Genomic DNA, 13908 nt, shown 5'->3' with positions numbered 1-13908 from the left:
TGATTGATTGTTTCTTCTGTCTACAACTAACGTAGCAGCTAGCTCTCAGGATGAAGCCGATGATGCAACTGGACAAATAAAATGGTGATTATCTGTATTATATCAAAAAAACCGATTGGCAGATATTCACCATTTGAAAAACTGTCGAGGCATGCCTAATAAGCAAGGTTCAGTAACTGGAAGCTCTGAAAAAATAGCGGCCGGAGGCAAGTTCAAAAACCTTCCTCCGGCCGTTGAAAAACCGCACGAGATCCATATGAATCAAGTGACCCTTATATAGCACTTTTCAGCCATGCTACCAGACTACCGCATAATAAACGACATGACGCTGAATAAAATGACGGCTAGGCCCGCTGCAATAAAAGAAGGAAGCAGCTTCGTGCGCGCATATTCAATCACCGGCAGATCTAAAATGGTACAAAGCGTTACCGTGTTATCGCTAAGCGGGGAAGCAAAAGCGCCAAATGTACCGCTAGCAAATACAGCGCCAATCACTAATAAAATGTTCGTGCCCGATTCATGAGCAAGCGTAACGCCAAGCGGCATTAATAATCCCCACGTTCCCCAAGAGGAGCCGATAAAATAAGAAATCAGCGCACCTAATAAAAACAATACAGGAGCTACAAAATAGTGAGGAATCCAGCCTTTTACATGATCCGTAATATACTGCGAGAATCCCAAGTCCTCAGAAATCGCGGACACCGCCCAAATTAATGAAAGCATAATAATGACAGACATTAACTCATTTCCGCCTTTGACAAAATGAGTGAGCAAATCCGCTAGCTTAAATTTTTGAAACAAAAAGTAGGCCACAGCGATGATGACCGTTATGATTAACGATTCCAGCATGACTCCAAGGGCATCGCTGCGCAGAAAAGCATCAAAAAAGCTGTTTGCTCCTTTCCGTCCGTCCCACCAGCTAAGAAATAACGTTAATACAAGCACAAATGAAAGAGGAATCATTAAATTCCAAGGCCTGATCGGCGTTTCTTTTTCAAATGCCTTTGGACAGGTTTCTAATCTTTCTTCCCCTTGAGCCTCGTTCGGATTGGCTTCCGCCTCGCTTGCCGCTTCAACCATGACCGCCTGATTCCATTTTTTTATGTCGGCCATCGGCTCCGTTTTTTTCGAGTATTTGAAAAAGCTATAATACAGACCAACCACAATAATGGTGAATGAAAAAAAGTTAAAAGGAATGCTTTGGACATAAATGGTGTAGGCTTTTTCATGAATCCCGGCGGTTTTCAGCGCTTTATCAATCACCGACACCATGTATCCGACAAACGCAGTCGCCAGCGGAATCAACGCTACGACAGGATTGGAGGTCACTTCAATTGTAAAACCGATTTGCTGAGACGATAAATGAAGACGTCTTTTCAGCGCTTTCATAATAGGAGCCACTGTCACAATCCGAAAATCAGGATCGCTAAAGGTCACCATCGTCGAAACCCACGTAAGCAGGAGAGCGCTTCTCGCTGTTTTCACCTTTTTACTCACGAGGTGAACAAAGCCTTTGATTCCTCCTGTATATTTGATCATACTAATTAAGCCAGCAAATACATAAAGAAAAATAATAATTCGGATGTTATTCGTTTGCATAAGATTATGAACGACATAAGACAGCATCGTTTTTAAACCGCCAAGCAGCGTTGGCTCTATTAAGTAGCTGCCTAGCATCAGCGCAGCAAACAAACCGGGAATGACTTGCCGCGTCCATATTGATAGTGGAATCACAATTAAAAATGGGAGAAGAGATTTCCAAGAAGGCTCCATCATGAACCGCTCCTTTGTCAATAAATCTTTTACTTTATATGTTAGTATGATTCGTACGGCTAAAATGTATTCTCTCCTCCATTTTGGCTATTGGTTTATCCGCGCAGACGAAAGTGAGCATTCATTTGTCCTTTTAACATTTTTTCTCTAACTTCCTTTGTCAACTCTTTGCGAATTTCTCGGGTCGTAACGCCCTCTTCTCGCTTATCGGCAATATCCATTAATCGTTCTACATCATCAAATGAATATTTGCGCGCTCCCTTTGATCGATCTGGAAAAATGAGCTTTCGTTCCTCATAGTAGCGAATCTGCCGTTGCGAGAGCCCTGTTAACTCACTAACAATTCCGATCGAAATAACCTTTTTGAATTTATAAGAATCTTCTTTATGTGACATGGCGCCCCTCCTATGACAGTTTTTCTAACATTATTATAAAAGTTTTAAGGGAAAACTGTTACCATATTGTTAAAAAAATTAACAATCATTCCGATTTTATGTAAGAAAAACTAACAAAAAGATATGAATTCATTAGCTGAATCATATAAGATGAAAAGAAAAAGGGAGTTGATCATATGGGAGCATTCATGCGGAAAGCCCTGTCGAAACAAAAGCAGTTTTATATTTATGAACTGATGAGGACGGGACAGTTTGTCAATCCCGATCTCCTTTCCCAATGGACCGTAAGCGATCTGCGTCATGAATATGAGAAAAATAAAAGCCGGCGGAAAAGAAACGGAGGGGATGATGTTGAATCGGCAAGCTCTTGAATTAGCTAAAAAAGTCGTAGATTTAGATATAAAACGCGACGAACTGTTTGAACAGCTTATTCTTCTTGTCGGCGATCGAGCGTACGAATTGTTGCGATTCGTACAAAACAGATGACCTTTCATCGCCCCCTGCCTCTCACTCCTTTTCGTTCAGGGGGCCCTATGTACAAAAAAGGAGCATAAAATTAGCTCCTCTTCTTCATCAGCATTTTTTCAATAGCCTTTTATGTCTCGTTTCCATCCCTTGATTTTCCATTTCAAATAAAGTGAACTAAACCAGCTTCCTCTATAATTCCAACCGTTGTCGCAATGCTTTGACATAATTCCGGCTCACCGGAATTTTATCGGCCGTTCCCTCGAGTGACAGCTGATATGCTCCATTAAACCAGGGGGTGAGCTGCGCAATTTTTTCCACATTCACCAAGTAGCTTTTATGCGGCCGGAAAAACAGATTTCCTTTTAGCTTTTGCTCCAAATCCTTTAGCGACACCTTCGTATAATACGTTTTTTGCTTCGTAACAATAAGCGTATCTTTAATTTCTCGACAGCAATACAAAATATCGTGTGGCGAAACATAAACAATCCCGTCGTCTTCCTCGACGGCCAGCTTGCGAACCGCCTCCTCAGAAGCAGCCGGCCTTTCTTTTTCAAATTTGCGAATCAAACGCCATATCGTTTCGCGAATCTGCCCTTCATCAAATGGCTTCAGCAAATAATCGACCGCTTCACATCGGAACGCCTCTACCGCATAATTAGGATAGGCGGTAGCGAACACAATGCTCGGCGGCTGCTTCATGCGCTGCAGCATTTTAGCTAGACTTAATCCGGACATTTCCGCCATTTCAATATCAAGAAAAACCACATCGGGCTCTAATGTAACAATTTTCTCTAATGCGCTTTCTCCGCAATCCGCTTCACCGACAAGTTCGATCTGTTCATATACACAGAGCAGATGCTTTAACTCTTCGCGGCTCAAAGGCTCATCATCTACGACCATAACCTGAATACGCAACCGCATATCCCACCTTTCTTTCTGTATATGGAACAAGCAATTGAACCGTTGTTCCCTTTCCTTTTTCAGAGGCAAGCGAAAGCTCCGCCTCCTCCCCAAGCAGCGATTTTAAACGCTCATAGACATTATACAATCCGATTCCTGCACCGGATTGGGAAGCAATCGGCGCCTTCAACAATTGCGATAATTGCTCCTCTGTCATTCCTTTTCCATTATCAGAAACGGAGATTTTCACCATGCTTCCCTCTGCTTTGACAGAAATAACAATTTCGCTTCCTTTTTTCATATGCTTCAAACCATGCCGCACCGCATTTTCGACAAGCGGCTGCAATGTCATCGTCGGCAGGGTCATTTGCTCATACCCGGCCTCGATTTCATAGCGGACGCGCAATTTATCTTGAAATCTCGCTTCTTCAATCGTCAAATACGCCTGGACATGCCTGATCTCCTCTTCCAGTGTTGACAGCATCTCCGTTGCATCCGCTAAATTTTTGCGAAAATAATACGCTAAAGACACAAGAAGCTGTCTGGCGCGATTCGGATCGATTCGAATACATGAGACAATCGTATTCAACGCATTAAATAAAAAATGCGGGTGCACCTGTGCGTGCAGCGCTTTAATTTTCGCTTCTTTCATAAGCTGATAATATTTTTCTGCTTCGGCAATTTCAAGCTGCAGGCTTAAAAGCGAAGATAGCCCTTTTACAAATTCTACTGCAATCGATGATAGCTCCGCTTCCGAATGAAAATAAAACTTAAGTGTCCCAATGGTTTCATCTTTTCGCTTCAGCGGAGCAATAATGGCTTTATGCAGCGGACAATGCCGGTGGCCGCAAATCACACGATCGCGCACAATCATCATTTCTCCTGTTTCAATCACTCGGCGCGTCATTTCTGTTTGGATCGGCTCGTCAGCCAAGTGGTGGTCACTGCCTGCCCCCACATGGGCAAGAATATGAGTTCGATCCGTAACGGCCACCGCTACGGACGGCACCTCCCGAATAAAAAGCTCGCATATCGCCCTAGCGGATTGCGGAGTCAAGCCGTTTCGCAAATGATGAACGGTTGCTTCGGCCAGACGCATCGCTTTTTCAGCCTGTAAAGCCCCCGCTTTTTCTTCCTCTTGAAAAACATTGCGAATCACTAAAATAAAAATGGCGCTGCCAAGCCCGTTCGCAATAATCATTGGAATTCCGATTTCTTCTACCAAAAGCCACGCACTCGCAAAGGGCTTGGCCACCAACAAAATAACAAGCATTTGCAAAGACTCGGCGGCCATTCCCACCATAAGTGCCACACGCGGCGAAAGAGCGTTCGCTCTTTTTTTACGATGATGCACAATCCCAGCAATAGCACCGGCAGCCATCGTAGAAATTCCGCAAGCCACAGCGGTAAATCCACCAAGAAACAACCGGTGAATTCCAGCAATCAGCCCGGCTCCAAGCCCTACTTTCCAGCCGCCGAGAAGACCGGCAATAACAACTCCAATAACACGCGAATTAGCAAGCGCTTCATTCTCTTTTAACGACCATGGCCATTTCATAATTTCAAATGTTTCAACCCGAACGGTCAAGCCTGTATAAGTACCAACAATGCCGAAAATTCCGAAAATGACCATAATAATAAACCGCTGCATCCCGTCTACTTCTTGATGATAAATTAAGCGGCGAAAATATGGAAGACGCGTCAATAAAAAAGCGACCATCACAATAATTCCAAGCCTTTCAACCATGGAAAGACAAAGCTGCCACATCGCTCTCACCTCTATTTTTTATCATATCATGTTTTACACATTTCGCTAGAACTTTTGGTGTTGATATTTACAGAAAAATCAAAAAATATATCCGTTCTACTTTCGCATCAGACAGTGCTCGAATAGCCAAAAAAGCGATAAAAAAACGGGGCTAGAAAATCAGCTTCTCCCCCGCTTTCATGATTGATGAAAAATCATCTATGCTTTCGTAGGCAATCCATTTTACAGATCCAAAACCATCCTTTCCGCCCATGCTTCCTTCAGCTGCTCCCTTAATAGTGAAAGCAGTTCGGCTGCCGGCAGCGCCTTAGCTAGCCGATATCCCTGTCCAGCCCATAATGCCATCGCATGCGGGTCGCCATGTTGGGCAGCAGCTTTGCGCAGCTGTTTAGTCAAATGATGCACCTGCGGATAAGCAGCTGGAGCGGTTGCATCATGTTGAAGGAAAAATCGATTCACAAGACCTCGTGCCGGCCGCCCTGTAAACGCACGGGTAACCGCTGTCGTTTGAAACTGCGGATCAGCAAGCGCTGCCTTGTGCACCGGATGTGCCCCGCTCTCTGGGCAACGCAAAAAAGCGGTTCCCAACTGTGCGGCACATGCTCCTGCCGCCAACACGGAAGCAATATCCCGTCCTGTCATGATTCCCCCTGCTGCAATCAACGGCACCTTGACAACATCGCGAACTTGCTGCAATAAAACCAATAAGCTCGTTTGGTCGTCCGCTTCTTTGCTGTTGCGAAATACGGAACGATGCCCTCCCGCTTCCATTCCTTGCACACAAAGAGCATCCGCTCCCTCTTGTACTGCCTGGATCGCTTCATCCTTTGATGTCACGGTTACAATTATAAAGGAGCCATGAGCTTGTAATGACTCCATCACCTCGCGTGAAGGACAACCAAATGTAAAACTGACGACCGGGACTTTTTCTTCCCTTAAAACCGCAAGCTTCTCCTCCCACTCATCATCGTCCCATTTTTCTGCTTCAAGCGTGATGCCAAAACGTTTCGCTTCTTCCGCTAATTCTGCTTTGTAGCTGATTAATTCCTGCTCGTCTGCTTTATTTTCCCCAGGTACAAATACGTTGACGCCAAATGGAGCGGCGGTCAAGCCCCGAATCTTTTTTATTTCATTTCTCATTTCTTCTGCCGTTTTATAGCCGCCAGCTAAAAAACCGAGCCCTCCGCCATTGGACACTGCCGCGGCCAGCTGTGGAGTTGAGGCCCCGCCTGCCATTGGGGCCTGAATAATAGGAAGCTGAAGCGAGCGCAGCATTCCGTTCATCGGCATCTCCCCCTTTCCGACTGTTGCGCACCCATAAAAAGCCGCATGATGTCATAGATGAATACAGGATAACTATCCGAAATCCAACAACCATTTTGGGATAAATTTTCTTTACAGTCCACCGAAATACTTTGCTTCTGTTGAAAGAACCGTATATATAAGCTACTTTCCGATAAAATTTGGCTTCCGTTTTTCAAGAAAGGCGCGAATCCCTTCACGATGATCTTTCGTTTGCCGCATATGCTGCTGCCATTCTGCTTCAAGTTGCAATACCTTTAATAACTCATTTTTGCCTAAACGGGCATACAACATTTTACTGGCAATCATCGCTTGCAGCGGCTTAGCCTGCCATTCGCTGATTTTTTGCTCGATTTGCTCCCCATCTTCCGCCAGCCAATCAACGATGCCGAGCTCATAGGCTTCGTGTGCGCTCATTTGTTTTCCTTCCCAAATCAATTGCTTAGCCTTGATTTCACCGATCCGTTTCGCTAAAAAGAAATGACCTCCTCCATCCGGGATCAGCCCAATCCCAATAAAATTCATGGCTAAACGCGCTTCCTTCGCAGCCATCACATAATCGCCCGCTAAAGCCAAGCTTAATCCCAACCCTGCTGCAGGCCCATGAATCGAAGCAATGACGACCTTCGGCAACGTATACAAAGTCACAATAATCTTTTGAATCGTACTCATCACCTTATGAAACGCTTCTGGATCATCTACATTAAGCATCGTTTTAATATCGCCACCGGCGGAAAACCCTCTTCCTCTGCCGCGAATGACAAGAATGGAGGCCTCACTCTGCTCAACTTGATGCAACGCTTCTAACAGTTCATTTAGCATTTGAACATTGATCGCATTTAATGATTCGGGACGATTCAGCTCTAATAACGCCAAGTTTCCTGAAAAAGAAAGCACGACTGTTTCCATTTTTCTCCCCCTTGTTTGACTCATATGGGTGCGATCATTCATAGCAAGACCGTCTTATTTTCATTTTCTGTAAAACTGCCGGCATGACAGACGGCATGCGGAAAAAAGCTTGAACAATCCACAGCCCTTTTATTTGTATTTCCTCACAGCAAGCAAAATTCCTTTTTTATAAGCCAAAATCCACCCCTTCGCATCTAGTAAAGCCATCATTATGGCCCGTTACCCTCAAAAAAGAGCAGCGGCGTAAAGCCGACAACCCAGCCTATAAACAAATAGAGTTTTGAAACGAAAATAAAAATTTCATATAATAAAGTTAATGCACCAATGAGTAGGAGGACAGGCAGTGGACAAAGAAGAACAGGTCTTAATGAGCTTCAAGAATTTATTAAATAAGTTGATTTTGCTTAATAAGACTAAGATGGAAGAAAGTCTTAAGGGTTATAAGCCTTCTGAAGTACATTGCATCGAATACATTGGAAAACATGTAGATTCCAATGTAACAAAACTTGCGGAGTTCTCTTATATGACTAGAGGTGCCATAAGCAAAATGACCAAGAAGCTCATAAAAAAAGGCCTTATCGAAAGCTACCAAAAGCCGGATAACAAGAAAGAAATCTATTTTAGACTCACTGAGCAAGGGAAAATCATTTATAAAATCCATGAGGAACTGCACAAAGAGTTTCGAGAGCGAGATAAAGCCGTATTTGAGCAAATAACAGAGGAACAACTTGATATGATGATCCATTTCGCTGAGAAGTATAGCAGGCATTTGGAGGCGGAAATAAAAAAACAGGGGATCAAAATAAATCAGAACAAATTTGATGAATAAAAACGAACCAAAGACAGCCCAACTCTACCTGAGGAAAGGCTGTCTTTTTATCGCGATTATTTTGTTGACAAAGAAACAAAAATGATATATTGTTGACAAGGAAACAAAATGACACTTTTAAGGAGAGGAGCTAAATGTTGAAATTTAGAGCACACAATGGACAGAACAGAGAACAAACCATAGATACAAAGGCTTTACTATTCGGTCTTATGTCCGTGTTTCTTTGCGGTGTAGGCTTCAGCATCATAGCGCCTGTCGTCCCATTCTTAGTGCAGCCTTATATAAACAATCCGGGAGAACAGGCTATCGTTGTGACGCTGCTGACCTCTGTTTATGCGGTCTGCGTGTTTTTTGCGGCCCCCGCACTTGGGGCTTTGAGCGACAAATACGGTCGTCGCCCATTGCTCTTAGTATGCCTTTTGGGTTCGGCCATAGGGTACTTCGTTTTTGGTATAGGAGGAGCTCTATGGGTGCTATTTGTCGGGCGCATCATAGAGGGAATCACAGGCGGGAGCATAGGCACGATCTTCGCATATTTCGCAGACATCATTCCTCCGGAACAGAGAACTAAATATTTTGGATGGATGAGTGCAGTTGTAGGCGCAGGCACTGTCATTGGCCCGACTCTGGGCGGATTGCTTGCCAAGTTGGGGTATTCTGCACCCATGTATTTTGGAGCGATCATCACTTTATTGAATGTTGTTTATGGATTCTTGTTTATGCCTGAAAGCCTTGACAAGAATAAAAGACTGAAAGAGATTACCATAGTAAGACTGAACCCATTTACGCAGCTTACCAACATACTTTCCATAAAAAACTTAAATAGGCTGCTTGTCTCCGCGTTCTTGCTTTGGATACCGAACGGATCTTTGCAAGCGGTGTTTTCACAATTTACAATGGATACTTTTAGTTGGAAACCTGCGCTAATCGGACTTATGTTTTCCATTATTGGCATCCAAGACATCCTTTCACAAGGTTTCATCATGCCAAAGCTTTTGAAAAAACGCAGCGATAAACAGATAGCCATTCTTGGAATGGTTTCAGAGATGATAGGCTACATTCTTATCGCGTTATCTGCTTTATTTTCATTCTATCCTCTATGTATCGCCGGAATGTTTATATTCGGTTTTGGCGATTCGATCTTCGGCCCTTCCTTCAATGGGATGCTCTCGAAGTCTGTCGATTTTAGTCAACAAGGAAGGATCCAAGGTGGCAGCCAATCTATTCAGGCTTTAGCAAAAATAATTGGACCTATTATTGGAGGGCAAATCTATGTATCACTTGGGCATGCCGCACCCGCTTTTATGGGCATGATCCTTATAGCAGCGGCAATACCCGTTTTGTATAAGGGTACGCATATAAATATGTAAACGACCACCTGCTTTATGGAGGCAATGCCCTACCTTCATTTTCGATGATAGAAAGGAACGCAAATGCGCCATATACATCTTCACGTCGAGACAAAGTCGTCTGAAACGCGAAGCTTTTGGTATCAAATGGTTTTCGAACCATTATACTCTTTTTTCATTGGACACGATAAAGGGAAAATTGTGTTGATGGAACTATACTCAATCTAACTCTTCCACGTTAATACTCCTTGAGTAAGTTCCTTTTATTTTTTCCATAACTGACAACATACTGTTTACTCCAACTAGAATTAGTGAAATTTCCCGTATAATTAAACGTAATATTGCTCCCATTCGACCAACTTCTCCAGAAGTTTTATATATTGATTAAGCGATAATTTCCCATGGTTAAAAAAGTTTTTCAAAATCTTTAATTCATAATAGAAAGGCTCCATTAGCTCACCATTCCTATCTTGAGGGAAAAGTTGCATGTTTTAAAATAGCGTTCAGAGCGTTTATTGCAAACTCACGAAAACAATTGTAACCGACGAGAAAAATGGAACAGTTTTCGCTAAATAAGAGTGAACACTTTTCTGGAAATTCCAGCGTAATCTCTATCACTTGACATGGAGCCTCTGCGTACAAGATCTTTCCTAAAAAGCGAGCAACAACAAGAATCAGCCGCATGAAACGAGGCTATCATGTATGCCACTCCATGTAAAGTGCACGCTTCTAACTGGTAAAAAACTGTTCAATTTAATCAATCGAATTTTGTTCAGTGTTATTTAGCGGGTCACAACAATCCTCATGAACCTATTCGTCATTGCTAATGTTATAAGCTTCTTCACCTTCATCCATTTCTTCGCGACAATTTTCACAATAACGAATAATAACTTCGTCGTCACAAGGGTTATCGAGTTTCCAACTTTAGTCAGATTCGATTAATTTGGTGTTCAAACATTTCCCAAGCACAGTTCTAATATTTGACCTAATGGTTTCATCAATAGTACCATAATGTTAGTTAGTGGTAACTAACATATTTAGGAGAGGAATGAGGAATGTGCAAAAAGAGATGAAACAATATATAATTTTAATTATTGGATTGCTAGTAATGGGCATAGGGATTGCAATGGTTACGCAAGCTGAACTCGGTACGACACCAATTGCTAGTATACCGTATGTATTAAGTCTTATTTTCCCTTTAACGATAGGACAATTTACGATCTTCCTAACTGTTTTATTTGTATTAATCCAAGTAATTATTTTAAGGGAAGATTTTCCTAAATTTCAATATCTTCAGTTGTTGATTGGTTTTATATTGGGTTACTTTATCGATTTGGGTATGTTGATTTTTTCTTATTATCACCCTTCCTTATATATTGAAAAGCTAATTTTATTAGTTGTAGGGTGTGTCATGATCGCATTAGGAGTGATCCTTCAATTAGCAGCAAATACGATTCTTAACCCTGCAGATGGGATCATAAAAGTTATTTCCATGAAGTACGAACGGAACTTTGGGAGGTTGAAAATAGCGTTTGACTCATTACAAGTAATCATTGCTGCGCTTATTTCGTTTTGGACATTTGGGGAAATACAAGGGATTAGAGAAGGAACGATTATGTCAGCTTTTCTTGTCGGTTTTTTTATTAATAGAATTAGAAGGATACAACAGTTATATCTAAAAAAAGACAACATTTAAAATAGTATTATACCAACTTTCTTTTATATTTTTTGGATTTATAACGATTGTGAAACGGGTGATGATATGGAAACAAACGAAAAAATTTTAGATTCAGCTATTTCATTAATGGCTTCAAAGGGATATAAAGCTGTAACGATTAAAGAAATAGCAAGACATGCTTCTGTCAGTGAAATGACAGTATACCGCCAATTTGGGAACAAACAAAATATTTTAGACGCCATTATCGCTAAATTTCAATATGCTTCTTTCATAAAAGAACAATTGGAAAAAGAGCTAACATACGAATTAGAACATGATTTATTACTATACTCGACGATTTATCAAAATTATATGATGAAAAACAAACAAATTTACATGATATCTGTTCTCGAGCGAAACACCATGCCTGATCTTCACCTGACTCTTCACAAAAACGTTGAAGAAATTCAGCAGTTTTTATTAGATTACTTTAAGGAAATGCAAAATCGGGGCAAATTGATTAAAGGCAACATCGATTCATTTGTAGCCTTATTTATGCGGTTCAATTATGGTCACTTTGTTTCAGAAACGTTGCTAGGATTTTCAAATATTCCTATTTCAAACGAAGAATTTCTTAAGGATGCTGTCTCTGTTATAGTAACAGGATTAACTCCTAAAGCTTCTACATAAAATCAAGACGTGAGGCATAGAAGCCCCCATATACCTCCAAAGGAATTTTTCGTGAGCTTTAATTCGAAAAATTTTCTCGCCGACAAAAGAAAGCAGCAAATAAAAAGTTTTTTCTTTCTACGGAGGATGGGAAAGAAACCAGATGCAGGCGATGCTTGTTTATGCGGCCATGAATTTGATAACTGCCTATGGAGAAAGGGCCCCCTCCCTTCTTTTGCATTCGAGTATGCATTTATGTTTGTCGTTTCACCAAGAAAAACAACTACGAAAAATGAAACAAAATAGGTGTAAGACAAAAGTCTTACACCTATTTTGTCAACAGTCTGAAAGAGGGGGTTCCAAGCTGCTTTTGGGACACCCTCTTGCTTATTTTCGAAACTTCTTTAACTGTTCATTGATTTCTTTTGTCTGTGCATAAATTTGCCGATACACATGGAATAGCTCTTGATAGCGCTGAGCTGCGTCCTCTTGAGGCTCAACCAGCTGTTCGACTTGCTTAAACGTAGCTGCACACTCTTCCAGAGACTCAAACCAGCCGCAGCCGCATGCCGCAATCATTGCTGCCCCTAAACCTGGGCCTTGTTCATTTTTCAGTTTTTCAATCGGTGTATGAAAAATATTAGCTTGAATTTGTAGCCACTCATGACTTTTGGCTCCCCCGCCGATGGAAACGATCGACTTCATTTTTTTGCCGCTCCGCTTTATGATCTCCACCGACTCATTTAAAGAAAAAATAATGCCTTCCATCACGGCACGCGCAAAATCCCACTTTGTATGCGATGCATCAATTCCGATAAAAGAGGCGCGAATATGCGCATCGGCATGCGGTGTTCGTTCCCCGACTAAATATGGCGTAAATAACAGTCCATTGGCTCCGATTGGCGATTCTGCTGCTTGGTGAATCACTTCTGAAAACGAGATTTCCGGCATAAATGTTCGTTTTAACCAATCAAAACTATATCCGGCAGCCAAGGTAACGCCCATAATATAATACGAGTTTGGCTTCGCATGGTTAAAATAGTGCACCTGTCCAGCAAAATCTTTGGTCGCCGTTTGCTCATATGCTAAAACAACACCCGATGTGCCGATGCTGCACATCGTTGTTCCTTCTGATAAAATGCCAGCTCCGATCGCTCCACACGCATTATCCGCTCCACCGGCAAACACCTTGACATTCGCGGAAAGCCCGATCTGTTCGGCAATATCGGAAAGCAGTGTGCCTACATAGCTAGTCGATTCCACAAGAGGTGGACACAATCGCTCATCAATGTCCAGAAGCTCGCAAATTTCTCGGCTCCATGCTTTCTTTCGTATATCCAGTAATAACGTGCCAGCAGCATCGGAATACTCCATTGCCATCTGCCCGGTCAGCCGAAAACGAACATAATCCTTTGGCAACAAAAATGTGTAGGCTTGTTGGTATAACTGAGGCTCATGCTTTTTCACCCACAATATTTTCGGTAAGGTAAATCCTTCTAACGCGCGATTTTGCGTAATAGATAGCAATCGATCCACTCCGACCCGTTCTTCAATTTCACGGCATTCATTTGCCGTTCTTGTATCATTCCAAAGAACGGCCTTTCGCAGCGCCTCTCCTTTCTCATTTAAGAGCACCAATCCGTGCATCTGTCCGGAAAAGCTTAATCCGCATACGGAGCGCGGATCGATATTGGCTGTTTGTACTACTTGTCTTAACGCAACCATCGTTTTTTCAACCCAATCCTCCGGGTTTTGCTCACTATATCCAGATTGCGGCTGATAGAGAGGGTAAGGCTCCGTCCACTCCCCTCTCACCTGCCCGTTTCGGTCAACAAGCAACACTTTTACCGCACTTGTCCCTAAATCAATTCCGATAACGTATTCCATAT

General features: G+C 42.3%; 12 protein-coding genes. 5 read left to right on the top strand and 7 right to left on the bottom strand.

All coding sequences use genetic code 11. The features are described 5' to 3' along the window. Positions 1–303 precede the first annotated feature (303 nt). Both B6A27_RS09065 and B6A27_RS09060 read right to left on the bottom strand, forming a co-directional pair. On the bottom strand, positions 304–1773 hold the full coding sequence (locus B6A27_RS09065) for a Na+/H+ antiporter NhaC family protein (RefSeq protein ID WP_080861781.1): 1470 nt from the start codon (positions 1771–1773) through the stop codon (positions 304–306). 95 nt (positions 1774–1868) lie between these two features. Next, positions 1869–2168 (bottom strand): MerR family transcriptional regulator, encoded by a 300-nt coding sequence (locus B6A27_RS09060; protein WP_044746833.1) that lies wholly within the window; start codon positions 2166–2168, stop codon positions 1869–1871. Positions 2169–2516: 348 nt separating this feature from the next. Here B6A27_RS09060 and B6A27_RS18635 point away from each other — a divergent pair, with 348 nt between their 5' ends. Next, entirely contained in the window at positions 2517–2654 is a 138-nt protein-coding gene (locus tag B6A27_RS18635) for a hypothetical protein (protein ID WP_156450531.1), read from the top strand. Positions 2655–2825: 171 nt separating this feature from the next. Here B6A27_RS18635 and B6A27_RS09050 read toward each other — a convergent pair whose 3' ends face one another. The 4 genes from B6A27_RS09050 to B6A27_RS09035 form a co-directional block, all read right to left on the bottom strand. Further along, the gene (locus B6A27_RS09050; RefSeq protein ID WP_066149140.1) at positions 2826–3557 is read right to left on the bottom strand and encodes a LytR/AlgR family response regulator transcription factor; all 732 of its coding nucleotides are present in this window, start codon (positions 3555–3557) and stop codon (positions 2826–2828) included. Continuing rightward, positions 3523–5304, bottom strand: a complete 1782-nt coding sequence (locus tag B6A27_RS09045) for a sensor histidine kinase (protein WP_080861779.1) — start codon at positions 5302–5304, stop codon at positions 3523–3525. The genes B6A27_RS09050 and B6A27_RS09045 overlap by 35 nt, the downstream gene beginning before the upstream one ends. A gap of 222 nt (positions 5305–5526) precedes the next feature. After that, entirely contained in the window at positions 5527–6579 is a 1053-nt protein-coding gene (locus B6A27_RS09040; RefSeq protein ID WP_080862007.1) for an NAD(P)H-dependent flavin oxidoreductase, read from the bottom strand. Between the two features lie 171 nt (positions 6580–6750). After that, on the bottom strand, positions 6751–7515 hold the full coding sequence (locus B6A27_RS09035) for an enoyl-CoA hydratase (RefSeq protein ID WP_066149139.1): 765 nt from the start codon (positions 7513–7515) through the stop codon (positions 6751–6753). A gap of 367 nt (positions 7516–7882) precedes the next feature. On the opposite strand from B6A27_RS09035, the gene B6A27_RS09030 reads away from it, so the two are divergent. From B6A27_RS09030 to B6A27_RS09015, 4 genes are all read left to right on the top strand, one after another. After that, positions 7883–8344, top strand: coding sequence for a MarR family transcriptional regulator (locus B6A27_RS09030; RefSeq protein WP_275900496.1), 462 nt, complete (start codon positions 7883–7885; stop codon positions 8342–8344). A gap of 134 nt (positions 8345–8478) precedes the next feature. Beyond that, positions 8479–9714, top strand: coding sequence for an MFS transporter (locus tag B6A27_RS09025; RefSeq protein ID WP_080861776.1), 1236 nt, complete (start codon positions 8479–8481; stop codon positions 9712–9714). Between the two features lie 1036 nt (positions 9715–10750). Beyond that, a complete protein-coding gene (locus B6A27_RS09020) occupies positions 10751–11389 on the top strand; it encodes a YczE/YyaS/YitT family protein (RefSeq protein WP_236631826.1) in 639 nt (212 codons plus the stop codon). Positions 11390–11455: 66 nt separating this feature from the next. Beyond that, positions 11456–12040 (top strand): TetR/AcrR family transcriptional regulator, encoded by a 585-nt coding sequence (locus B6A27_RS09015; RefSeq protein ID WP_080861770.1) that lies wholly within the window; start codon positions 11456–11458, stop codon positions 12038–12040. Positions 12041–12406: 366 nt separating this feature from the next. Here B6A27_RS09015 and xylB read toward each other — a convergent pair whose 3' ends face one another. Next, positions 12407–13906: a xylulokinase gene (gene xylB, locus B6A27_RS09005; protein WP_080861764.1), complete on the bottom strand. Its 1500-nt coding sequence runs from the start codon at positions 13904–13906 to the stop codon at positions 12407–12409. Between the last annotated feature and the right edge of the window lie 2 nt (positions 13907–13908).

It is taken from the genome of Anoxybacillus sp. UARK-01 (assembly GCF_002075365.1).
GTDB lineage: Bacteria > Bacillota > Bacilli > Bacillales > Anoxybacillaceae > Anoxybacteroides > Anoxybacteroides rupiense.
The sequence above is the reverse complement of the archived record's forward strand: the minus strand, read 5'-3'. Positions and strand labels throughout refer to the sequence as shown.